At 70.7% G+C, this 23,148-nt stretch carries 21 protein-coding genes; 15 read left to right on the forward strand and 6 right to left on the reverse strand.

The window, feature by feature from the left end; all coding sequences use genetic code 11:
* Positions 1-212 precede the first annotated feature (212 nt).
* Together ACZ39I_RS19405 and ACZ39I_RS19410 are read right to left on the reverse strand one after the other, a co-directional pair.
* Complete coding sequence (locus ACZ39I_RS19405; protein WP_467245569.1) at positions 213-1,199, reverse strand: AraC family transcriptional regulator; 987 nt, start codon at positions 1,197-1,199, stop codon at positions 213-215.
* Positions 1,200-1,267: 68 nt separating this feature from the next.
* Positions 1,268-1,849: an LLM class flavin-dependent oxidoreductase gene (locus tag ACZ39I_RS19410; protein ID WP_467245709.1), complete on the reverse strand. Its 582-nt coding sequence runs from the start codon at positions 1,847-1,849 to the stop codon at positions 1,268-1,270.
* Between the two features lie 330 nt (positions 1,850-2,179).
* On the opposite strand from ACZ39I_RS19410, the gene ACZ39I_RS19415 reads away from it, so the two are divergent.
* Positions 2,180-2,617: a type 2 periplasmic-binding domain-containing protein gene (locus ACZ39I_RS19415; RefSeq protein WP_467245570.1), complete on the forward strand. Its 438-nt coding sequence runs from the start codon at positions 2,180-2,182 to the stop codon at positions 2,615-2,617.
* Between the two features lie 27 nt (positions 2,618-2,644).
* Here ACZ39I_RS19415 and ACZ39I_RS19420 read toward each other — a convergent pair whose 3' ends face one another.
* The 3 genes from ACZ39I_RS19420 to ACZ39I_RS19430 form a co-directional block, all read right to left on the reverse strand.
* The gene (locus ACZ39I_RS19420; protein ID WP_352386224.1) at positions 2,645-3,034 is read right to left on the reverse strand and encodes a MarR family winged helix-turn-helix transcriptional regulator; all 390 of its coding nucleotides are present in this window, start codon (positions 3,032-3,034) and stop codon (positions 2,645-2,647) included.
* Positions 3,035-3,098: 64 nt separating this feature from the next.
* On the reverse strand, positions 3,099-3,449 hold the full coding sequence (locus tag ACZ39I_RS19425) for a VOC family protein (RefSeq protein WP_467245571.1): 351 nt from the start codon (positions 3,447-3,449) through the stop codon (positions 3,099-3,101).
* A 583-nt stretch (positions 3,450-4,032) separates the two neighbouring features.
* The gene (locus ACZ39I_RS19430; RefSeq protein WP_467245572.1) at positions 4,033-5,064 is read right to left on the reverse strand and encodes a LacI family DNA-binding transcriptional regulator; all 1,032 of its coding nucleotides are present in this window, start codon (positions 5,062-5,064) and stop codon (positions 4,033-4,035) included.
* 197 nt (positions 5,065-5,261) lie between these two features.
* Between ACZ39I_RS19430 and ACZ39I_RS19435 the strand changes: the two genes are divergently transcribed.
* The 14 genes from ACZ39I_RS19435 (at position 5,262) to ACZ39I_RS19500 (ending at position 21,310) form a co-directional block, all read left to right on the forward strand.
* The gene (locus ACZ39I_RS19435) at positions 5,262-7,283 is read left to right on the forward strand and encodes a beta-galactosidase (RefSeq protein WP_467245573.1); all 2,022 of its coding nucleotides are present in this window, start codon (positions 5,262-5,264) and stop codon (positions 7,281-7,283) included.
* Between the two features lie 217 nt (positions 7,284-7,500).
* Positions 7,501-7,788 carry an ArsR/SmtB family transcription factor gene (locus ACZ39I_RS19440; RefSeq protein WP_467245574.1) on the forward strand — a complete coding sequence of 96 codons (288 nt, stop codon included), beginning with the start codon at positions 7,501-7,503 and terminating at the stop codon, positions 7,786-7,788.
* Between the two features lie 246 nt (positions 7,789-8,034).
* The gene (crcB, locus tag ACZ39I_RS19445) at positions 8,035-8,490 is read left to right on the forward strand and encodes a fluoride efflux transporter CrcB (protein WP_467245575.1); all 456 of its coding nucleotides are present in this window, start codon (positions 8,035-8,037) and stop codon (positions 8,488-8,490) included.
* Positions 8,487-8,903, forward strand: coding sequence for a DUF190 domain-containing protein (locus tag ACZ39I_RS19450; RefSeq protein ID WP_467245576.1), 417 nt, complete (start codon positions 8,487-8,489; stop codon positions 8,901-8,903). Before crcB (ACZ39I_RS19445) ends, ACZ39I_RS19450 begins: the two co-directional genes overlap by 4 nt.
* A complete protein-coding gene (gene crcB / locus ACZ39I_RS19455) occupies positions 8,900-9,274 on the forward strand; it encodes a fluoride efflux transporter CrcB (RefSeq protein WP_467245577.1) in 375 nt (124 codons plus the stop codon). The genes ACZ39I_RS19450 and crcB (ACZ39I_RS19455) overlap by 4 nt, the downstream gene beginning before the upstream one ends.
* 74 nt (positions 9,275-9,348) lie before the next feature.
* On the forward strand, positions 9,349-10,185 hold the full coding sequence (locus tag ACZ39I_RS19460) for an undecaprenyl-diphosphate phosphatase (RefSeq protein WP_467245578.1): 837 nt from the start codon (positions 9,349-9,351) through the stop codon (positions 10,183-10,185).
* Between the two features lie 420 nt (positions 10,186-10,605).
* Entirely contained in the window at positions 10,606-11,289 is a 684-nt protein-coding gene (locus tag ACZ39I_RS19465; RefSeq protein WP_467245710.1) for a FadR/GntR family transcriptional regulator, read from the forward strand.
* Positions 11,286-12,734, forward strand: a complete 1,449-nt coding sequence (locus tag ACZ39I_RS19470; RefSeq protein WP_467245579.1) for an amino acid permease — start codon at positions 11,286-11,288, stop codon at positions 12,732-12,734. The genes ACZ39I_RS19465 and ACZ39I_RS19470 overlap by 4 nt, the downstream gene beginning before the upstream one ends.
* Positions 12,735-12,811: 77 nt before the next feature.
* Complete coding sequence (locus ACZ39I_RS19475; protein WP_467245580.1) at positions 12,812-13,828, forward strand: asparaginase; 1,017 nt, start codon at positions 12,812-12,814, stop codon at positions 13,826-13,828.
* 292 nt (positions 13,829-14,120) lie between these two features.
* The gene (aspA, locus tag ACZ39I_RS19480; protein ID WP_467245581.1) at positions 14,121-15,536 is read left to right on the forward strand and encodes an aspartate ammonia-lyase; all 1,416 of its coding nucleotides are present in this window, start codon (positions 14,121-14,123) and stop codon (positions 15,534-15,536) included.
* A 320-nt stretch (positions 15,537-15,856) separates the two neighbouring features.
* Positions 15,857-16,888, forward strand: coding sequence for an NAD-dependent epimerase/dehydratase family protein (locus ACZ39I_RS19485; protein ID WP_467245582.1), 1,032 nt, complete (start codon positions 15,857-15,859; stop codon positions 16,886-16,888).
* Entirely contained in the window at positions 16,885-18,756 is a 1,872-nt protein-coding gene (locus ACZ39I_RS19490) for a glycosyltransferase (protein ID WP_467245583.1), read from the forward strand. Before ACZ39I_RS19485 ends, ACZ39I_RS19490 begins: the two co-directional genes overlap by 4 nt.
* 67 nt (positions 18,757-18,823) lie before the next feature.
* Entirely contained in the window at positions 18,824-19,846 is a 1,023-nt protein-coding gene (gene galE, locus ACZ39I_RS19495; RefSeq protein WP_467245584.1) for a UDP-glucose 4-epimerase GalE, read from the forward strand.
* Positions 19,847-19,882: 36 nt separating this feature from the next.
* Positions 19,883-21,310 carry a UDP-glucose dehydrogenase family protein gene (locus ACZ39I_RS19500; protein ID WP_467245585.1) on the forward strand — a complete coding sequence of 476 codons (1,428 nt, stop codon included), beginning with the start codon at positions 19,883-19,885 and terminating at the stop codon, positions 21,308-21,310.
* Here ACZ39I_RS19500 and ACZ39I_RS19505 read toward each other — a convergent pair.
* Complete coding sequence (locus ACZ39I_RS19505; RefSeq protein ID WP_467245586.1) at positions 21,244-22,956, reverse strand: right-handed parallel beta-helix repeat-containing protein; 1,713 nt, start codon at positions 22,954-22,956, stop codon at positions 21,244-21,246. The two genes, ACZ39I_RS19500 and ACZ39I_RS19505, sit on opposite strands and share 67 nt — an antisense overlap.
* Between the last annotated feature and the right edge of the window lie 192 nt (positions 22,957-23,148).

Raw genomic sequence — 23,148 nt, forward strand, 5'->3', positions numbered from 1 at the left:
GAGGGAGCGGCCGGGCCCGCAGGGGTGCGGCCTGCTCCCGCTGCCGCACCGTGGTTCTCGCGTGCGAAACAGAGATGAGCGGCGCCGACTCTGCTCATCCCCGTGCGCCGTGCGATCGCCGTGACCCGACCATAGGGCCGATCCGGCAGGCCGTCGCTCCGGAAAACGTGGCGCATGTCCGCAAAACGCGGCGGAGTGGCGGGCGTGCCGGCTCACGCGGCGCGCAGTGTCTGTGAGGGTGACTCCCCGAAGCGCTCCCGGTACCGCCGCGCGAACCGGCCCAGATGGACGAACCCCCACGCGTGGGCCACGTCCGTCACGGTCGTCGTCCCCGGCGCCGCCGCCCGCAGCTGCCGGTGGACACGCTGGAGCCGCACCTCCTGGACGTACGCCATGGGCGACAGGCCGACATGTCTGCGGAAAGCTTCCTGCAGGGTGCGCAGGCTGACCTGGGCGATGGCCGCGAGCCGGTTCGCGTCGTAGGGCTCGGCGGGCAGCTCCTGCACGGCGTCCATGACCCGCTTCACCGACGCCGGGCGCATCGGTGGGGGAGGGGCCTCCAGCGCGGCGCGGAAGGTGTGGTCGGTGGCGAGCAGCATGCCCTCCAGCAGAGTCTGCACCAGACGGCCACGGATCATCGGATGGCTCAGCAGCCCGAGCGGGACGTCCCGTTCCAGCAGACTCCACAGCGCGAGGCGCACCCAGCTCAGGCCCGGCCCCCGCCAGACGTCCATGCATGGCCCGAAGCGCGGCGGGCGCCGGACCGACCGGCCCAGCAGGACCTCCAACTGCCGGAGCACGGCCGCCTTGTCGATCTTGACCGTGAGTGCCTGGCAGTCGGCGGACCAGGCGTCGATGTGGATGTCCCGCGCCGGATCGAACACCAGCGCCCGCCGCTTGTCGGCGAACCCCACGTCCCCGCGCCCCTCCTGGAGGCTGAAGCGGCCGCCGAAGGGGACGGCGACGTGGTACACGCCCGGCTCGCCGAAGCTCATCCGCATCTCGGTGCCGAACCGGATGTCGCCGACGGTGAGCGCGCCGAGCTCCACGACACTGAGCCGGGTGGCGAACTCCGAGGCGTGACCGACGACTTCGAGCCGCAGGTCGTAGTAGTGGGCCGCGATGGCGTCGTGCGCCTCGTCCAGCGAGTTCGTCGAGTAACTGCTGAACTCGGCCGCCAGGTCTGCTCCCACGGCCACGGCGTCCCCAACTCCCTTCCCGCTCCGCGTCTTCGGCGTCTGGTGTCCAGCATGACCCCAAGCCGGGACTACAACGCCTTTCCGGGGTTGAGAATGCCCCGCGGGTCGAACACCTCCTTGATCCGCCGCTGCAACGCGTGCGCGGCGGGCCCGAGTTCCTCGGCCACCCACTGCCGCTTGAGCACCCCCACCCCGTGCTCCCCGGTCAGCGTCCCGCAGACGTGACGGGCGTAGTCGATGGCGTCGTTGGGCGGGTCGTGGCTGCGGATCGAGAGCAGGTCGCAGCCGATGTCGACGTAGTCGAGGAGGGCCTTCGCCACCGTCGCCGGGGAGTCGACCAGTGCGGTGGGGGCGCCGGCCGCGTTGGTGGCGACCGCGGGCGCGGTCCACAGGCAGCGTTCGTGGACCTCACCCCGCTCGGCGATGTCGAGCAGCCGCTGGGAACCGACGTTGTCCGGGCGGCCGGCGGTGCGGTAGTGACGCAGCGGCTCGGCGCTCGCGGCCCGGTCCTTGAGCACACCGAGCGTGCGGTGCGCCTTCTCCCAGGCCAGCTCGTCGGTGGGCCCGATGATGGGGCGGAACGACACCCCGATACGGGGACGGGGACGGGGACGCCCCGCCGCGTCCGCGACCGCGTTCACGGCGGCGATCTGCTCGGCCGTCTACTTCAGCGGCTCGCCCCACAGGCCGAAGATGTCGCCCTGCTGCCCGCCGACCCGGTAGGTCGTCGAGCGCGAGGGACGCGGCACCCGCTTCACCCCCGAGGGGCGCCTGCTGCTCGAACAGGCCCGCCGGATCCTCGCCGTTCACGACGAGGCCGTACGCACACTCCTCGGCGCCGAGGGCGACGTCGTGACCATCGGCTCCACCGAGCACGCCGCCGACCAGTTCCTGCCCCGGCTGACCGCCGCCGTCCAGGAAGTGCGCCCGGCTGCCGGGTCCGCTTCCGCATCGACCGCTCCGCCCGGCTCGTGGAGGCCGTGGAGCGCGGCAGCGTCGATGTCGCGGTGTACGTCACCGAGGCCGCCGCGACCGAGGGCACCCGGGTGGGCGGGCTCCCGCTGACCTGCCACGCCGTGCCCGGCTGGGAGCCGCCGCAGGCTCCCGCGCCGGTACCGCTGGTGGCCATCGAGGACCCGTGCGCGATCCTGCGGCGGGCGATCGCGACGCTGGCCGCGCGCGGGGTTCCCGCCGCGGTCGTCGGGGACGCGGGCTATCTCGCGGGGGTTCTGGACATCGCCCGCAGCGGGCAGGGAGTGGCGCTGCTGGCGGCCGTCGGATCCGCGCCCGACGGGCTGACCCCGTACGAGGGCCTGCCCGAGGTCACCCCGATCCCCATGAGCGCGCTCGCCCGCCCGGGCGCGGACCCGGCGACCGTCGAGGCCGCGTTCGCCGCCGTACGGGAGTCGCTGGCGTAGACCGTGCCGCCCGGCGGGGACGGTCTGCTAGTCGTGGAGCATTTCCGCCAGCACGCCACGCTGCAGCGGCAGCACCTCGGCGTGCAGGTCACGGCCCTTGCGGGTGAGGGACACCCACACGCCCCGCCGGTCCTCCGCGCACATCGACCGCTCCACCAGGCCGTCCTTCTCCAGGCGGCCGATCAGTCGGGACAGCGCGCTCTGGCTCAGATGCACCCGCCCGACGAGGTTCTGCACCCGGCACTGGTCGCCCTCCCGGGGCGACTCGGTGGCGAGGATGTCGAGCACCTCGAAATCGCTCGCGCCCAGCCCGTAGGGGTGCAGCGCGCGGTCGATCTCGCACATCGTGCGCGCGTGCACCGACAGGATGTCCCGCCACCGCTGCTCGAGGCCGGTCGAGACCGTGTTCACCGCCATACATGCACGGTAACACCGATCCGCTCATTGTTGCCTGTGCAACTACTGCGTATGCAAGTAAGTCTCAGGCCTGCGGGTCCTGGGTGAGCCCCACCAGGTTGCCGTCCGCGTCCTTGACGAAGGCGATCAGCTTGCCGCCGCCGACGTCCTGGACGTCCTGCAGCGTCTCGGCCCCGGCCGCCACCAGCGCCGCGAGCGTCGCCCGGATGTCGTCGACGTGCCAGTACGGCACCGGGCCGGTCATGCCCCTGGCGTGCCCGTTCGGGTCGAGGCCGACGTCCTGTCCCGCGTCCTTGAAACCGACGTAGTACGGCTCGTCCGCATACGGCTCCACCCCCAGCAGCGCGCTGAACAGGGCCTTCGCGGCGGCCAGGTCCTTGACGGGGTAAATGATCGTCTTGAGGCCGGCAGTCATGGTGTGCTCCTCGTGTGATGTCCCCCCGACGGGTCTGCGTCGGTGGTTTCACGCTAGGCCGGGGGAGGGCGGGTGCGCTTCTCCGATCCTGACCGGTCACTCACGTCACGGCCGCGGCGACCTGCCGGAGCAGCGTGGAATGTCGTACGGCGGCCTCCGTGCCCGTCGTGCGGCCGGCGCGCCCATGACCGGGCGACAGGGAACGACCGACGTGTTCCTCGGCCGCCTGCGCACCGTCCCCGCGAACCGCAGCATGCAGGGCTACTGCGCCGGCGCCGGTGCTTCCCGAACTGACCGAGCCCTACCGGGTTCCGGCGGAGCCACGCCCCGTTGTCGCCCTGGTAGGACGTATCACCCCCGTGGGACGTACCGCCCCCGCCCGGTCCGACCCGTGAGAGCGTGCTCGCGCGTGCCGATCTGATCGCCGTGCCTCGGGCTGCCCGCGTCGCCGTTGCCCGGCAGCCTCTCTGCCCGCGCCGCTGACCGGGTCGCCGAGCAGCATGAACATGCCGGCGGGCGGGGTCGGCTGTCAGTGAGCCCTGCCGATGTTCCCGATGGGCCCCGGCCCGACCTCACCCCCGGCTCACGTCGACTCGCGTCGCACCAGCTCCGTGGGCAGGATCACCGCCGCCGGATCCTCGCCGCCCAGCTGGGCCAGCAGCACCCGCACCATCTCGGCGCTGATGCGGTCGTAGGGCTGGCGGATCGTGGTGAGGGCAGGGACGGCCTCCGTGGCCGCGATGGAGTCGTCGAAGCCGCCCACGGCCACGTCCTCGGGGATCCGGCGGCCCGCCCGGCGCAGGGCCGTCAGGGCGCCGAGCGCCATGAGGTCGGAGGCGACGAACACGGCGTCCAGGTCCGGGGCCTGGGCCAGCAGCCGTTCGGCGCCCGCCTCTCCGGCGGCCCGGCTGTAGTCACCGGAGACGACGAGCCGCTCCTCGATCTCGACACCCGCCTCCGTCAGCACCTCCTTGTAGCCGGCGAGACGGTCGACCCCGCCGGGCGAGTCCAGCGGCCCGGTCACGATGCCGATCCGGCGGCGGCCCAGCGACAGCAGATGGCGCACCATGTCACGGGCGCCGTCGCGGTCGTCCGCCGCCACGTAGCTCACCTTCGAACCGGACCTCATGGGCTTGCCGCACTGCACGACGGGCACTCCCGCCTTGTGCAGTTCCTCGGCCACCGGGTCGGCGGAGTGGCTGGTCACCAGCAGGACGCCGTCGAGGTGGCCCGCCGTGATGAACCGCTTGATCCGGCGCCGCTCGTCCTCGGTGCCCGCCAGCATCAGCAGCAGCGGGATGTCGTGCGCGGCCAGCGCCTGGGTGCAGCCGCGCAGCAGCACGTTGAAGTTGGGGTCCTCGAAGAACCGCTCCTGGGGCTCCGTGAGCAGGAAGCCCACCGAGTCGGAGCGGCCGGTGATCAGCGAGCGGGCGTGCCGGTTGACGACGTACCCCGTCTTGCGGATGGCGGCGTTCACCGCCTCCAGCGCGGGAGGGCTGACGTAGTGTCCGCCGTTGAGCACACGCGAGACCGTGCCCCGCGAGACCCCGGCCTCGCGGGCCACGTCGTGGATCGTCGGTGGCTTGCGCCGGCCCCCCGCATTGTTCATGGTCAAGACTCTAAGGCTCTCCGGGGCGAGGAGGGGCGTTCGTACGGCGGGACGGTTCCCGGGGCTGCGAACAGGCTGGGATCGTGCACAGAAATGACTCACGTAAGGCACTTGGCAAGCTTTGCCTCTATGCGGTTATCTTGGGGCGCGCGCTGTAGGAGCCGTGTGTGCACGTTCCCACCTACTCGAAACGGGAGAGAGTCATGCCGGAGACCACCCCCAGGGGCCTCACCAGGCTTGCCTTCGGCGGGGACTACAACCCGGAGCAGTGGCCCGAGAGTGTCTGGGACGAGGATGTCCGGCTGATGCGCGAGGCCGGCGTGACCATGGTCAGCGTGGGGATCTTCTCCTGGGCGCTCCTGGAGCCGGAACCGGGTGTGTACGACTTCGGCTGGCTGGACCGGATCCTCGGTCTGCTGCACGAGAACGGCGTCCGCGTCGACCTCGGCACGCCCACCGTCGTCCCGCCCGCCTGGTTCTACCGCGCCCACCCCGACGCGCTGCCCGTCACGGCCGACGGCACCCGCCTCGCGTTCGGCTCCCGCGGCGCCATCTGCCACAGCAACAGCGCCTACCGCGCGGCCGCCGCGAACATCACCACCCGGCTCGCCGAGCGCTACGCCGACCATCCGGCCCTCGCGATGTGGCACGTGCACAACGAGTACGGCGTCCCCGTCTCCGCCTGCTACTGCGAGTCCTGCGCCGCCCACTTCCGCCGCTGGCTCGAGACGACGTACGGCGGGGTCGACGGCGTCAACGAGGCCTGGGGCACCGCCTTCTGGGGCCAGCACTACACGAGCCTTGAGCAGATCGACCCGCCGCGCACCGCGGCCACCGTGGGCAACCCCGGCCAGGCGCTGGACTACAAGCGGTTCGCCGACGCCACCATGCGCGAGAACTTCGTTGCGGAGCGGGACATCCTGCACCGGCTCTCCCCGGGCGTCCCGGTCACCACCAACTTCATGACCGCGCTCAGCCAGTGCGACTCCGTCGACTACTGGGCCTGGGGCCGCGAGGTGGACATCGTCACCAACGACCACTACCTCATCACCGACGGCCGCCGCACCCACGTCAACCTCGCCATGGCCGCCGACCTCACCCGCTCGGTCGCGGGCGGCGCTCCCTGGATCCTGCTCGAGCACTCCACCTCGGGCGTCAACTGGCAGCCCCGCAACCCCGCCAAGGCCCCCGGCCAGATGGCCCGCAACTCCCTGGCGCACGTGGCCCGCGGCTCCGAGGGCGCCATGTTCTTCCAGTGGCGCCAGTCCCGGCGCGGCGCCGAGAAGTTCCACTCGTCGATGGTCCCGCACGGCGGCACCGACACACGCGTGTGGCGCGAGGTCGTCGAACTGGGCGCCTCTCTGGACTCGTTGAGCACGATCCGCGGCACTCGCACTCAGGCGGACGTGGCCGTCCTGTGGGACTGGCACTCCTGGTGGGCGCAGAACCTCGACTGGCGCCCCAGCGAGGACCACGACGCCCGCGAGCGCGCCGACGCCTTCTACGAGGCCCTCTACGACCGCCACCTGACGGTCGACTTCGTCCACCCGGAAGCCGACTTGTCGGCTTATCCCCTTGTCGTAGTCCCCGCCCTGTACCTGATGACGGAGACCGCGGGGCACAACCTCAAGGAGTACGTCGCGAACGGCGGCACCCTCGTCGTGTCGTACTTCTCCGGCATCGTCGACGAGTACGACGCCGTCCACGCGGGCGCGTACCCGGGCGCGCTCAGGGACGTCCTGGGCCTGACCGTGGAGGAGTTCTCGCCGCTGCTGCCGGACCAGCTGGTCCGCATCACCGGCCCCGACGGCTCCGAGCTCACCGGCGACGTGTGGACCGAGTTCGTGGTGCCGCGCGGTGCCGAGACCGTGTGGACGTACGCCGACGGCCTGGCCGCCGGCCACCCCGCCGTCACCCGGCACCGGCACGGCGAGGGCACCGCCTGGTACGTCTCCACGCGCCTGGCCGCCCAGGGCCTGGACGCGCTGCTCGGATGGGCGGCCGAGGACGCCCAGCTCCCCTCGCGCGCCGACCTGCCCCACGACGTCGAGGTGGTCCGGCGGAACGGAGAGACCGGTTCCTACGTCTTCGTGATCAACCACACCGCGTCGGAGGCCAAGGTGCCCCTGGACGCGGCGGGCACCGAACTGCTGACCGGTGAACGCGCCGCGGGCCGACTCGCCGTCCCGGCGGGTGCCGTGCGGGTCGTACGACTCGACGGCTGAACCGACTCCCCTCCGCCCGCGAGACCACGAGCCGCGGGCGGAGGGGGCCTCACCTCCGGACCCCCTTCACGGCCTCAGGCCGGCCTCAAGTACGCGCGAACGGCCTCTGACCACAGGGGAGTTCGATCGATCTCGGACAAGCTCGGCGACTCCGGGACAGGGCGGCTTCTCCTGCGGGACAGTGGACACACGCAGAAGGAGGGGCGGAGGGGACGAGATGCTGAGGACTCCGGCCAACCACAGGCGCCTGGACATCCTTGAGTGGCTGAAGGATCCCGCCGCGCACTTCCCGCCGCAGCGGCACGGCGATCCCGCCCAGGACGGAGTCACCGCACACGCGGTAGCGGCCAAGCTCGGCGTGCCCCGCTCGGTCGCGCAGACCCACCTCGGCCTCCTCGTGGACATCGGCCTGCTGCGCACCAGGAGAGTCCGGTGGCGCACGTACTACCGGCGCGACGAGATGCGCATCGCCGAGGTGGCCCGCATGTTCGAGAAGGGCTGGTAGCGGCCGCACCGGTGGTGCCTGCTCCCGCATGGTCACCAGCGTCTGCGAGGCCCTGTGGGGGCCGACCGTCGTGAAGTGACCCCGGCGGCGCCCCGGCGTTACCCTGGTCCTCGGTCGCGATCACTCTCGCGACACCGGCGGTGGGGCCCGCCGTACCCGAACCGCGGCGAAGGCGCCGCCAACGGTCCCTACTTGCGAGGGAACGTGCCCGTACGCCCGGGCCCCGGCGAGTAGGAGAGCACGACGATGACAGCCCCGGAGAGCGTGCGCGCCCCCGCCAGAGCCCCACGCCGCTCCCTCCTGCAGGGCCAGGCACGCATTGTCGCGGTGGTCGCGCTCGGCGGCGCCCTGGGCGCCACGGCCCGGTACGCCCTCGCCCTGTACTGGCCCACCCCGCCCGGCGGATTCCCCTGGGCGACGTTCTGGACCAACGTCGTCGGCTGTGCCGTCATCGGCGTGTTCATGGTGGTCATCACCGACGTGTGGGCCGCCCACCGCCTGGTCCGCCCCTTCTTCGGCACCGGCGTCCTCGGCGGCTTCACCACCTTCTCGACCTACGCCGTCGACATCCAGAAACTCGTCGACCACGGCCGGCCCGGCACGGGCCTGGCCTACCTCGCCGCCACCCTGCTCGCGGCCCTCACAGCGGTGTGGCTCGCGTCCACGGCGGCCCGCCGCGTCCTGAAGTGGAGGCAGCCATGACAAGGCTGACCGGCAACGCCCTGCGTCTGACCGTCCACATCGGCGAGAACGACACCTGGCACCACAAGCCCCTCTACGCCGAGATCGTGCACCGCGCCCACGCCGCCGGTCTCGCCGGGGCCAGCGTCTTCCGCGGTGTCGAGGGCTTCGGCGCCTCCTCCCGCATCCACACCTCCCGGCTGCTCTCCCTCAGCGAGGACCTGCCGGTGGCCGTCGTCATCGTCGACACCGAGCCACGTGTGCGTGAGTTCCTGCCGCAGCTCGACGAGCTCGTCACCGAGGGCCTGGTGACCCTCGAAGCGTGCGAGGTGATCCGGTACGTCGGCCGCGACCCGAACCAGGACAAGACCCAGGGCAGGCACCCGGACGGGATACAGGGCAAAGCGGGCACGAAGGGTAAGAAGTCGTTGTGAACTGGCTGCTGGTCGTCGCGGGCGCCATGGTCGGTGCCCCGCTGCGCTATCTCACCGACCGCGCGGTGCAGTCACGGCACGACTCGGTCTTCCCCTGGGGCACCTTCGCCGTCAATGTCACGGGCTGTCTGATCCTCGGCCTGCTCACCGGCGCGGTGACGGCGGGGGCTGCCGGACCCCACCTCCAGCTGTTGCTGGGCACCGGTCTGTGCGGGGCGCTGACGACGTACTCGACGTTCTCGTACGAGACGCTGCGGCTGACGGAGACCGGGGCAGGCTTCTATGCCGCCGCCAACGTGGTGGCGAGCGTGGTGGCGGGGCTGGGGGCGGCGTACGCGGGGGTGGCGCTGGCGGACGTGGTGTGGGCGTAGGGAATCCGTTCTTGCCCGCGTGTAGTAAGACTGTGGCCTCCGCACATGCCTTCCCCTGAGAAGAACTGGATCCCATGAGCGTCATCAGCGTCGGTCAGGCCGTCGTCCTCGGAGCCGTCGAGGGGGTGACCGAGTTCCTGCCCGTTTCGTCCACCGGTCATCTGAAGATCGTCGAGGGGCTGATGAACATCCCCGTCGACGACGACGCCGTCGTCGGGTTCTCGGCCGTCATCCAGGTCGGCGCGATCGCCGCCGTGCTCGTGTACTTCTTCAAGGACATCGTGCGGATCGTCTCCGCGTGGGGGCGCGGGTTGGTCAACAAGGAGGAGCGGTACCACCACGACTACAAGTTCGCCTGGTGGGTGATCGCCGCGACCGTCCCGATCGTCATCGTCGGCCTCGCCGCCAAGCCGCTCATCGAGGGGCCGCTCGCCTCCCTGTGGGTGGTCGCGGGGTCACTGATCGTCGGCAGCGGTGTGATGTGGGCGGCGGACCAGATGGGCCGGCACAAGCGCGGTGAGGACGACACCTCGTTCAAGGACGCGATGCTGGTCGGCAGTTCGCAGATCCTCGCACTGCTCTTCCCCGGCTTCTCCCGCTCCGGCGCCACCATGTCCACGGCACTCATCCTGGACCTCGACCGCGTGGCCGCCACCCGCCTCTCCTTCTTCCTCGGCATCCCCGCCCTCACCGGCGCCGGCATCTACGAGCTCAAGGACGCCCTGGGCGCGGGCGTGGGCGCGGCCCCCCTCGCCGTCGGCACGGCCGTCTCCTTCGTCGTCGCGTACGGCTCCATCGCCTGGCTGCTGAAGTTCGTGGCCAAGCACTCCTTCAACGCCTTCGTGATCTACCGCATCATCGTGGGCCTGCTCCTCTTCGGCCTGCTGACGACGGGTGCCCTCGACAGCTGAGCGCGCTGGGGGTGCGGGGCGGCGACGGCCGGGGGCCGGGTGCCGAACGCTGCGAGGCGGGGGCGCGGCCGTCACTGGGTGCGGGGTGCGGGCACGACCGTCGCGGGACCGAGGCAGTGGCCGTCACGGGGCCGGAGGTGGATGCCCGGTGCGGGGCGGGGACCGTCCAGGGCTGGGTGACGATCGTTCCGGGTCACAGGGCGGCGACTGCCACGGAGTGAGGTGTGGCCCCTGACGGGGGTGCGGTGGCTGTCGCGGGGCCGGGCGGCGACCGGACCGCCATGGGGTGCGACTCGCCCCCGGGCTCCGGGCCCCCTCCAGCCACCCCCTTGACAGCACCCTCCCGTCGCCCGGAGTATCACTCACGTGAACCTGTCAGACAGCCGGACAGCCAGTCAGCCTCCGCGGCGCATCAGCGCCATGGAGGCGGTGCTGGCGCATCTGCGTGGCGCCATCGAGCGCGGGGAGTACGCCATCGGCGACAAGCTCCCCTCCGAGGCGGAGCTCTGCCGCACCCTGGAGATCAGCCGGCCCGTCCTGCGCGAGGCCCTCAGGGCGCTGCAGACCATGGGCCTGACCGTCTCCAAGACCGGCAAGGGCACCTTCGTCGTGGCCAGCGCGGTGGAGGACCCGACCTTCGGCGACTACGCGGCCAGCGACCTGCTGGAAGTGCGCCGCCACGTCGAGATCCCGGTCGCCGGGTACGCGGCCCTGCGCCGCACCCCGGAGAACCTGGACCACCTGGCCCACCTCCTGGACCGGATGGAACGGGAGACCGACACCACGGCGTGGGTCGCGATGGACACCCTCTTCCACCTCGCCGTGGCCGAGGCCGCCCAGAACCCGGTGTTCCGCCGGGTCATCGAGGAGATCCGGGACGCACTGGCGCGTCAGTCGGCGTTCCTCAACGAGCTGGGCGGCCGCCGGGAGCAGTCCAACCGCGAGCACCGCGCGATCGTCGAGGCGCTGATCGACGGTTCCGAGCACGACGCGGTGGAGGCCATGTCCCACCACCTCGACCGCGTAGAGACCACCCTCACCGACATCGTGCGTTCCCCGAACACGGGCACGGACACCCCCACGGAAGGCGAGTCCCAGGCGTGAGCGAGCAGTCCCTGCACGACGGCGTGCAGAAACGTTCCGGCCATGTCGACGCCGGAGACCAGGGCTACAGCAAGTCCCTCAAGTCACGGCACGTCAACATGATCGCCATCGGCGGCGCGATCGGCACCGGCCTCTTCCTGGGCGCCGGCGGCCGCCTCGCCGACGCCGGCCCCTCCCTGTTCATCGCCTACGCGGTCTGCGGAGTCTTCGCCTTCCTCGTCGTCCGCGCCCTCGGCGAACTCGTCCTGTACCGACCGTCCTCCGGCGCCTTCGTGTCGTACGCCCGGGAGTTCCTCGGCGAGAAGGGCGCCTACGTCGCCGGCTGGATGTACTTCCTCAACTGGGCCACCACCGGCATCGCCGACATCACCGCCGTCGCCCTCTACACGCACTACTGGGGCATGTTCTCCGACATCCCGCAGTGGGTGATCGCCCTCGTCGCGCTCGCGGTCGTCCTCACCGTCAACCTCATCTCGGTGCGGATGTTCGGCGAGCTGGAGTTCTGGTTCGCCATCATCAAGGTGGGCGCGCTCGTGGCGTTCATGCTGATCGGCGTCTTCCTGCTGGCCACCCGGCACCCGATCGACGGCCACCACCCCGGCCCGTCCCTGATCATCGACAACGGCGGCGTCTTCCCCAACGGCCTGCTGCCCATGCTGCTGATCATCCAGGGGGTCGTCTTCGCCTACGCCTCCGTCGAACTCGTCGGCGTCGCCGCGGGCGAGACCGAGAACCCCGAGAAGATCATGCCCAAGGCGATCAACTCGATCATGTGGCGCGTCGGCGTCTTCTACGTCGGCTCGGTCCTCCTGCTGTCGATGCTGCTGCCCTGGAACAAGTACACGGGCGACGAGAGCCCCTTCGTGACCGTCCTGTCCAACATCGGCATCCCGGCGGCCGGCGGCGTGATGAACCTCGTCGTCCTCACCGCGGCCATGTCCTCCCTCAACTCCGGCCTGTACAGCACCGGGCGCATCCTGCGCTCCATGGCCATGTCCGGTTCCGCCCCGAAGTTCACCGGCGTCATGAGCCGCAGCCAGGTCCCCTACGGCGGCATCCTGCTCACCAGCGGTATGTGCGTCCTCGGTGTCGGCCTCAACTACGTGGTCCCCGCCGACGCGTTCGAGATCGTGCTGAACTTCGCCGCCATCGGCATCCTCGCCACCTGGGGCATGATCATGGTCTGTCACCTGCTCTTCTGGCAGAAGACCGAGAAGGGCGACCTGACCCGCCCCGGCTACCGACTGCCGGGATCCCCCTGGACCGAACTCGTGACGCTGGCCTTCCTCGCCTCCGTCCTGGTCCTCATGTACGCCGACGGCGGCGCCGGCCGCACCACCGTGCTGTGCCTCCCGCTGATCGTCGCCGCCCTGGTCGCGGGCTGGTTCGCGGTCCGCGGCAGGGTGTCCCGTACCTCCACCGAGAGCGAATCGACCGGCGCGTGAGCGCACGCGCGCAATCCGAGCCCGAACCGACCGGCACGCACGCGTGACCCGCGTGACATCCGGAGAAGCAGGAAGTGATGCACAGCAGTCCCGTCGCGGCCGCACCCCTGGTCCGTGAACCCCTCCATGCTCCCGTCGCCCACCTCATCCGCGGTGGGCTGATCGAGGGCACCCACTACGGTTCCGTCGTCGTCCTCGACGGCGACGGGGACGTCCGCTTCCAACTCGGCGACATCGAGGCCGCGTTCTATCCGCGGTCCGCGCTCAAACCGGTCCAGGCCGTCGCCATGGTCCGGGCCGGGCTGCCGCTCGACGGCGAGCTCCTCTCGCTCACCGCGGCCAGCCACTCCGGCGAGGAACGCCACCTCGCCGGAGCCCGGCGGATCCTGGAGCTCGCGGGTGTGTCCGAGGACGACCTGCGCAACGTCCCGGACATGCCGTTCGGCCCGGCCGTCCGGGACACCTGGATCCGGGAGGGCCGCGGACCCTCGCGGCTCGCCCAGAACTGCTCCGGCAAGCATGCGGCGATGCTCTACACATGCGTGCTCAACGACTGGCCTCTCGACGGTTACCTCGACCCCTCGCATCCGCTCCAGCAGGCGATCGCCGAGATCGTCGAGGACCTGAGCGGGCAGCGGATCGCGCGGGTGACCGTCGACGGCTGCGGTGCCCCCTTGTTCTCCGTCTCACTGCACGGTCTCGCCCGGGCCGCCGCACGGATCACCTCGGCGGCTCCCGGTACGCCCGAGGCCCGGGTCGCCGACGCGATGCGGGAGCACGCGGAGATGGCCTCCGGGGCGGGGCGGGACGTTGCCGCGCTGATGAAGGCCGTACCCGGGCTCCTCGCGAAGGACGGCTTCGAGGGCGTTCAGGTCGCCGCGCTGCCGGACGGGCGCGCTGTCGCCGTGAAGATCTCCGACGGGGCGAATCGGGCGCGGGTGCCGGTCGCTGCGGCGGCGTTGGCGTGGGCCGGCGTTTCGCCGGACCTGCTCACCGAGTTCCAGGGGGAGGCGCTGCTCGGGGGAGGTGTCGAGGTCGGGCGTGTGCGGCCCGTTCGATCGCTGGAGCCGGTTGCCGCGTCGGCTTGCGCCTAGGGCCCTTCTGATGGGATCTCCGCGGCGTCGCGACGCCCGGCACGCACGCTCACCGCACGGCGTGGCGGAGCCACATGACCCTCCACGCCGCACGCCGATCGCACGCACCGAACGCCGCTCCTTCTTCCACGGAGATCCATCAGAAGGGCCCCAGCGGCCCGGGCGCACTTGTCGTTCGGCGGCTGCGGGTCGTCTGTGGCTGGTCGCGCCCACGCGGTGGAGCCGCACATCGATACAGCTCCGCGCCCCTGAAAAACTCACCTGACCCCTGCAGACAAGGACCCGTACCCTCATGACCGCCGCCGTCATCCGCCGTGAGCACGACCTCCTCGGCGACCGCGACGTCCCCGTCGATGCCTACTGGGGTGTCCACACCCTGCGTGCCACCGAGAACTTCCCCATCACCGGCACCCCGATCTCCGCCTACCCGCACCTCATCGACGCCCTGGCCGCCGTCAAGGAGGCCGCCGCGCTCGCCAACGAGGAGCTCGGGCTGCTGGAGCCGAGGAAGGCCGCCGCGATCGTCGAGGCCTGCCGGGAGATCCGGGACGGCAAGCTGCACGAGCAGTTCGTCGTCGACGTGATCCAGGGCGGGGCCGGCACCTCCACCAACATGAACGCCAACGAGGTCATCGCGAACCGGGCGTTGGAACTGCTGGGCCACGAGAAGGGGCAGTACTCGTTCCTGCACCCCAACGAGGACGTCAACCTGGGCCAGTCGACCAATGACGTCTACCCGACCGCCGTCAAGGTGGCCACGGTCTTCGCCGTGCGTGGGTTGCTCAACGCGATGGCTGTACTGCAGGACGCGTTCGCCCGTAAGGCCGTCGAGTTCCGCGATGTGCTCAAGATGGGCCGTACACAGTTGCAGGACGCGGTGCCCATGACGCTCGGTCAAGAGTTCTCGGCCTATGTCGTCATGATCGACGAGGACCGCCACCGTCTTGACGAGGCCGTCCAGTTGATCCATGAGATCAACCTGGGCGCCACGGCCATCGGGACAGGGCTCAATGCTCCCGCCGGATACGCCGAGTCCGCCCGCCGCAACCTCGCCGAGATCACCGGCCTGCCGCTGGTCACCGCCGCCAACCTGGTCGAGGCCACCCAGGACTGCGGTGCGTTCGTCCAGATGTCCGGCGTGCTCAAGCGGATCGCCGTGAAGCTGTCGAAGAGCTGCAACGACCTGCGGCTGCTGTCCTCCGGGCCGCGCGCCGGCCTCGGTGAGATCAACCTGCCGCCCGTACAGGCCGGTTCGTCGATCATGCCCGGCAAGGTCAACCCGGTGATCCCCGAGGTCGTCAACCAGGTCGCCTTCGAGGTGATCGGCAACGACGTCACCATCACCATGGCCGCCGAGGCCGGACAGCTCCAGCTCAACGCCTTCGAGCCGATCATCCTGCACTCCCTCTCGGAGTCCGTCACGCACCTGCGGGCGGCCTGCCTGACACTCGCCGAGCGCTGCGTGGAGGGGATCACCGCCAACACCGAGGCGCTGCGGGCGAGCGTGGAGAACTCCATCGGCCTGGTCACCGCCCTCAACCCGCACATCGGCTACACGGCCGCCACGGACATCGCCAAGGAGGCCCTCGCCACCGGTCGCGGCGTGGCCGAACTCGTCCTCGAGAAGGGGCTGCTGCCCGCCGAGCGACTGGCGGATCTCCTGCGTCCCGAGGTACTCGCCGGCAGCGGCACGGGAGGGGCGGTCTGAGGTGTGGCCCCTTCCCGCCGCGTGACACCGGGGTGCCGCGCTGCACCGACACGCGGTGCCGTCACACTCAGGAGTGAACTGCGCCGGGGCGGTGCCCCGCCACATCCGAGTGGCGGGGCGAGAACGAGAGACAGCGTCCGCTCGGGCCGTACCCGCTGATCGGCGCAGCCCGTGTCGCCCTTCGCGGGAAAGTGCGATTAACACTCATATTGTGAATTGTGCGGCCTTCGAAATCAGGCCGTCTCCTGTCCTGGTGAAAGGTCCTGCACACTCTGCGCCGGGCGGAGCGATGGATCCCTTCGGTGAGTCCAGGAGAATTCATGCGTGTGGCCGTGACAGGTGGCGGCGGTTTTCTCGGTTCGCATCTATGCGAAGCGCTCCTTCGGCGCGGCGACCACGTCGTGTGCCTCGACGACTTCTCGACGGGCGATCCGGCGAACATCGCCCCTTTTCTCGCAGACCCGGCTTTCGAACTCGTCCGCGGGGACGTCAGCGTGTCCCTGGAGGTGTCCGGCACCGTCGACGCGGTGGCCCATCTCGCCAGCCCCGCCTCGCCCCCCGACTACCTCGCCCGTCCGCTGGAGACGCTCGCCGTGGGCAGCCGAGGTACGGAGAACGCACTGCGGCTGGCGGCACGCCACGCCGCCCGCTTCGTCCTCGCCTCCACGAGCGAGGTGTACGGGGACCCCGCGGTACACCCTCAGGACGAGACGTACTGGGGTCATGTCAACCCCATCGGCCCGCGCAGCGTCTACGACGAGGCGAAAAGGTTCTCCGAAGCACTGACCCAGGCCTACCGGACGAACCGCGGAACGAACACGGGAATCGTGCGGATCTTCAACACCTATGGTCCGCGCATGCGCCCGCACGACGGCCGGGTCGTCTCCAGCTTCGTCGTCCAGGCGCTCGCCCAGGAGCCGTTGACCGTCTACGGAGACGGAAAGCAGACCCGCAGTTTCTGTTATGTCGATGACCTGGTGCGCGGAATCGTCGCCATGCTCGACCATGACGAACCCGGACCGGTCAACCTCGGGAATCCTGTCGAACTGACGGTTCTGCAACTGGCGGAACTCGTTCTCGACCTCACGGGATCACCGGCAGAGATCCAGTTCCACTCGCTGCCCGTCGACGACCCCACCCGCCGTCGGCCGGCGATCGCGCGAGCGGCGCAGCGCTTGGGCTGGAGCCCGGAGGTCGGCATCGAGGAGGGTCTGCGGCGAACGGTGGAGTGGTTCGCCTCCCGGCCGGACGACATCGCCGCCGCCCTCTCCGCGATCCGGGGCGGACAGCAGGACGGCGTCGTCACGGCGGCCTCCGGCCGGGCCGGCGCGACCGTCGCTGCCGCGTCGTGACCCAGACGGATCACGGCCGGACGCCCGGCGCCGCCCTGGGCGGTGCTCCGGGTGCCGTGCACACGGACGAGGCGATGCTGAGGACCCACCTGTGGACTCTCTCGGCGGGCAACGTCGTCGGCATGCCCGCCGACGGACCGGTGTTCGGCAAACCGCGCAGACGGCTCACGCCAGGGCCCGCGTCCTGCATGCCCCTGCTGGGGCGCCTCGACCAGATGAAGGTGTCCCTGCTCGCGGTGGGCTGGTGGGCCGCCTTTGTCTGCTTCTGGGAGTGGTGGCTGCGTCCGGAACACCGGCTCGGCCTGGTCGGCTTCGCGGTGAACAGCGCCCTCCTGCTGTATCTGTCCGTGCTGCCGCTGTACTTCGTCGTCGTGATGGTGAGGCTGCGCACCTTCGACCCCGCCGTCGAGGTGCCCCGGCTGCGGACCGCGTTCGTGGTGACCCGGGCACCGTCGGAGCCCTGGGCGGTCGCCCGCACCACCCTGAGCGCGATGCTGCGCCAGCAATTCCCGCACCCCTACGACGTATGGCTGTGCGACGAGGACCCGAGCCAGGAGATCCTCGACTGGTGCGAGGCCAACGCCGTGCGCGTGTCCTGCCGCCGCGGTGCCGCGTCGTACCACCGCGACGCCTGGCCCCGCCGCACCCGGTGCAAGGAGGGCAACCTCGCGCACTTCTACGACCACTGGGGCTACTCCGACTACGACGTGGTCGCCCAGCTCGACGTCGACCACGTACCGCACCCCCGCTACTTGGGGGAAGTGGTCCGGCCCTTCGCCGATCCGGCTGTCGGTTACGTCGCGGCGCCCAGCGTGTGCGACGCCAACGCCCGCACCTCGTGGTCGGCTCGCGGACGGCTGTACCGCGAGGCCACCTTCCACGGACCGATGCAACTGGGCCACTCCGACGGTCTGGCACCGCTGTGCATCGGCTCCCACTACGCCGTACGGACCCGCGCCCTCAAGGACATCGGCGGGCTCGGCCCCGAACTGGCCGAGGACTTCGCCACCACGTTCCTGCTGAACTCGGCGGGCTGGCACGGGGCGTTCGCCATCGACGCGGAGGCGCACGGCGACGGCCCCATCACCTTCGCCGCCATGGTGACACAGGAGTTCCAGTGGTCGCGGAGCCTGGTGTTCATGCTGCTGGGCATGCTCCCGAAGCATCTGTGGCGGATGCCGGGCCGGCTGCGGATCCGCTTCGCCTTCGCCCTCTCCTACTATCCGCTGCTCGCGCTGACGACCACCGCCGGCCTGCTGCTGCCGCCGATCGCCGCGGTCACCGGCGAGCCGTGGATCAGCGTGAACTACGGCGCTTTCCTCCTGCACTTCTGGGCCATGTCGTTCTTCCTGATCCTGCTCACCCTGCTGCTGCGCAGACGCGGCCTGCTGCGGCCCGTCGACGCGCCGCTGCTGAGCTGGGAGGGGTGGCTGTTCGGGCTGACCCGCTGGCCGTGGGTGGCCTGGGGAGCGGCGGCCGCGGTTCTGCAGCGACTGCGGCCGAGGAAGGTCGTTTTCAAGGTGACGCCCAAAGTCCGCGACGGCCTTGAGCCGTTGCCGCTGCGCCTGATGCTTCCCTACCTGCTGATCACCGTCATCCTGTCCGCTGCGGCCGTGGTCGGCCAGCTGACCGGCCCCGCCATCGGCTATGTGTTCCTGTGCCTGCTCGGGGCGCTTTCCTACGCGCTGGTGACCCTCGCCGTCAGCGTGCTGCACATCCGTGAGACCGCGAAGTCCGCGGGTGTGGGCACGCACCGGGCGCTGCGGACGGCGATCCTGCCGCTGGCCTCGGGTCTCGTCGCGCTCGTGCCGCTGGGTTTCGCGCTGCTGCTGTTCCCGACCTACGTGCGGGGCTTCCTCCCCGGCTGATGCGGGCGGCCCTCCCACGTCCCGCACGCAACGTCCCCCTCCTCTGTGACGAAGAACGAGGTGCCCGATGCCCGAAACCGTCCTGGTGACCGGTGGCGCCGGCTTCATCGGCAGCCACACCTGCGTCGAACTGCTCGCCCACGGCTACGAGGTCGTCGTCGTCGACAACCACGTCAACAGCTCTCCCCGCGCCCTGGAGCGCATCGCCAAGACCGCAGGCCGACCACTCACCGCCGCCTACCGGGTCGACGTGCGCGACCGCCCGGCTCTCGCGCAGGTGTTCACCACCCATCAGGTGGACGCAGTCATCCATTTCGCGGCCCACAAGGCGGTCGGGGAGTCGGTGGCGCTGCCGGTCGAGTACTACGACACGAACGTGGGCGGCACCTGCGCACTGCTGTCGGTCATGCACGAGCACGCCGTCCGACGGCTGGTCTTCTCCTCGTCGTGCTCCGTTTACGGCGACGCGCGGACCGTACCCCTGACCGAGCAGAGCCCGGTGGCGCCCACGAACCCCTACGCCCGGACCAAGCTGATGTGCGAGCGGATCCTGGAGGACGTCTGCGCCCACCTGACGGACATGAAGGTGCTCGCGCTGCGCTACTTCAACCCGGTCGGAGCCCACCCCGGCGGGCTGCTCGGCGAGGACCCGCAGGGCGTCCCCAACAACGTCATGCCGTACGTCGCCCAGGTCGCCGTGGGCCGACGGGAGCGGCTGAGCGTCTTCGGGGACGACTACCCCACGCCGGACGGCACCGGAGTGCGGGACTACATCCACGTCATGGACGTCGCCGAGGGACACCGGGTGGCCCTTCAGCACCTGGACGACCGTACCGGCATGCGGGTGTTCAACCTGGGCACGGGCACCGGCACCTCCGTGCTGCAACTGGTCGCGGCCTTCGGCGAGGCAAGCGGCCGAGCCATTCCCTACCAGGTCGTCGACCGCAGACCCGGCGACGTCGCGGAGCTCGTCGCCGACGCGAGTGCGGTGTCCGACGCCTGGGACTGGACCACCACGCGTGACCTCGCCGCCATGTGCCGTGACGCCTGGCGGTTCCAGGAGCTCAACCCTCACGGCTACGCCCGCTGACCCGTCGACTCGGCGTCCCAAGACAGGAGTACTCCCATGCGGTTGACCGTCATCGGTACGGGCTACCTCGGAGCAGTGCACGCCGCGTGCATGGCCGACATCGGACACGACGTCCTCGGTGTCGACACCGACAGCGGGAAGATCGCGGCACTCGCGGCAGGCCGGGCACCTTTCTTCGAACCCGGCCTGCCGGAGATCCTCATCAGGAACACCCGTGCCGGGCGGCTGCGTTTCACCACCTCCCTGCAGGAGGCCGCCGATTTCGCCGACGTGCACTTCGTGTGCGTCGGCACACCGCAACGCGCCGACTCCCTCGCCGCCGACCTGCGCCACGTCGAGGCGGTCGTCGACGGTCTGGCACCGCTCCTGACCCGCGACAGCCTCGTCGTCGGCAAATCGACCGTGCCGGTGGGCACCACCCGGACCCTCACCCGCAGGCTGACCTCACAGGTTCGCCCCGGCGTCGACGCCGAGGTCGCCTGGAACCCGGAGTTCCTGCGCGAGGGTTTCGCCGTCCAGGACACCCTGCGCCCCGACCGGCTGGTCGTGGGCGTCACCTCGCCCCACGCCGACCGAACCCTGCGCGAGGTCTACGAACCGATGCTGCGGGCCGGTGTCGCCTACGTCAGCACCGATCCCGCCACCGCGGAACTGGTGAAGGTCGCCGCCAACTCCTTCCTCGCGACGAAGATCTCCTTCATCAACGCCATGGCGGAGGTGTGTGACGCCTCGGGCGCCGACGTGGTGACCCTGGCCGACGCCCTCGGTCACGACGGCCGCATCGGGCGCGCCTACCTCTCCGCGGGCCTCGGGTTCGGCGGCGGCTGTCTGCCCAAGGACATCCGCGCGTTCCTCGCCCGTGCCGAGGAACTGCAGGTGGAGGAGGCCGTGTCCTTCCTGCGCCAGGTCGACCGGATCAACCAGCGGCAGCGGCGGCGGACCGTCGACCTGGCCCGGCAGCTCCTGGGCGGTGAGTTCGCCGGACGGCGGGTCGCGGTGCTGGGCGCCACCTTCAAACCCGACAGCGACGACGTGCGGGACTCGCCGGCGCTTGCCGTCGCCGCCGAGATCGTCGCCCAGGGCGCCGACGTCCGCGTGCACGATCCGGAGGGCATCGACAACGCGCGGGTGGCACTGCCCGGACCGTCCTACTCCCTGGACGTCATGGAGGCGTGCCGGGACGCGGATCTGGTGCTGCATCTGACCGAGTGGCGCGAGTACCGCGCTCTGGACCCGGCGAAGCTGTTCCGGGTGGTCCGGGCCCCGCGGATCGCCGACGCGCGCAACGCCCTGGACGCGACGGTCTGGCGGGAGGCCGGTTGGCACTTCCGCGCTCTGGGCCGCCCGGTCCACGTTCCGCCACCAGGACCGGGCGACACCGTACGGGTGACGATCCCTCAGGCGGTCGGACCGCTCTGCACGGCTCCCACGCCGGGGGATCCTCTCAGCGGCGCTCCGAAGTAGTCCACCCGTCCCGGGTCGACCCCCATGGACCGCAGGTCCACGGCGGCAGCGGCCAACGTGTCGGCGCACCGTCCCGTGAGTGCGCCGCGCGTCGGGCCGCTGCCGTGCAGGTTCGGACCGGCCGCGGGCAGCGGAACCTGGGCGAGGCACGGGTCGCGTTCACTGCCGGTGGCCTGCGCGCCCAGCGACTCCTGACCCGTCTCCTGGCGCCACGTGGCCATGTCGGTGTACTCACGCCCGCCCCACAGCAAGGCCCAGCCCTGCGAACCGTGGTAGTCGTTGCCCTGCATCAGCACGGACGACGGGTCGAAGGCACCCTGCGCCGAGACGACGGGCGAGCCGTCAGTGACGAACACGTTGTTGCGCACGGTGACACCGCGCAGGTTGGGTTCGAGCCGCAGAGCCGGAGCGCGGACGGCGCCGTTCGCCTGGGTCAGCACCGTGTTCTGGTAGATCGACAGGTCGCCGACCCGCGATCCCAACGCCACGATGCCGCCGTATTGCGGGAGCTTGCGGCTGTCGTTGTGGCTGATGTTGTACCGGATCGTGTTGTCCCTGTGCGCCGTGTTCGGGGCGGCGGAGTACGCCAGGAAGCCCGAACCGTCGTTCCCGTAGGCGAGGTTGTACTGCATCAGCGAGTGGGACACGTTGTTGTCGAGACCGAACCCGCCGCCGTCCACCATGGAACCGGTGTGATTGCCGTAGGAGACGTTCTTCTCCAGCGTCATCCTCGACGAGTCGTACGTCCAGATGCCCTCGGGACCTTCGACGGCGTCCGGTGAGGACAGACTCCCGTTGTCGTGGCTGACGGACCGCTCCACCGTGCCACGGTGGACACTGCCGAGGACGATGCCGCTGCCGGTGTTGCGGTCGGCCGCGAGGGGGTCTCCGACATTCCGGTACGTCGTCACCCTCGACACCGTCAGTTCGTCGTGCGCGTAGGCGGGCGCGTCCGCGGAGAAGGGCGGACCGTCCGCCACGAGACCGGCGTCCTGGTTGTCATGCAGTGCGCAGTCACTGATCACCACGTCGCGGAAGCCGGATGCCCCGGTGCCGCCGTGCAGCCGGAGGCCGTCGCGGAAGCCCGACACCTCGACATCCGAGACCCGGACGTACGGCAGCTTCCGGCCGCCGGGCAGATCGTTGACCAGGGCGATGCCCTCGTGCGATCCGTAGGACGCGGCGTCGCCGACGAGGACCAGGTCACGGATGACGACGCCGCTCGTGTTGTGCACCTCGACGGCGCGCCTGCCGTGGGCCGCGATCGTCGCGCGGCCCTCTCCGTAGGACTCGATCACGACAGGCTTGCGGGCGTTTCCGGCATCCCCCTGACCAATGCTCAGACTGCCCGGAAAACGTGCCCCCGCCTTCAGCCGCAGCCGGTCGCCCGGCTTGAACCGCACGGCGTCGGCGCGCGAGAGCGTGCGCCAGGCGGTCTGCGGTGTCCGGCCGTCGTCTCCGTCGTCTCCCCGCGGACTGAGGTAGAACGTTCGTCCGTCCCTGGGGTTCTCCAACAGGGGTGTGTACGGGGCGGGCACACTGCACCCGGCCAGCAGCAACGCGGTCGCGCACAGGCCGGCCGCAGCACTCAGCCGCAGCGGACCGGCGACCGCCCCGGTGCTCTTCGTGTCGGCCGGCCGCTGCAAGCCGGTGGCTCCGTCGCCTTCGTTCCGCTGGCGCAACATCGCTCCTGTCTGCTCGATGGCCGAGCGGACCCCATACGGGGCCGCAGACTGTCACCCTGACGTGCGAGGCGGGGACCGGCGGGCCAGCACGCGGAGTTCGGCTCAAGACATGCCTGATTGGCCTCCTGCCGCTACCGCTGCCGCACCCGCGAC

It is taken from the genome of Streptomyces sp. NPDC024687, from assembly GCF_055559055.1.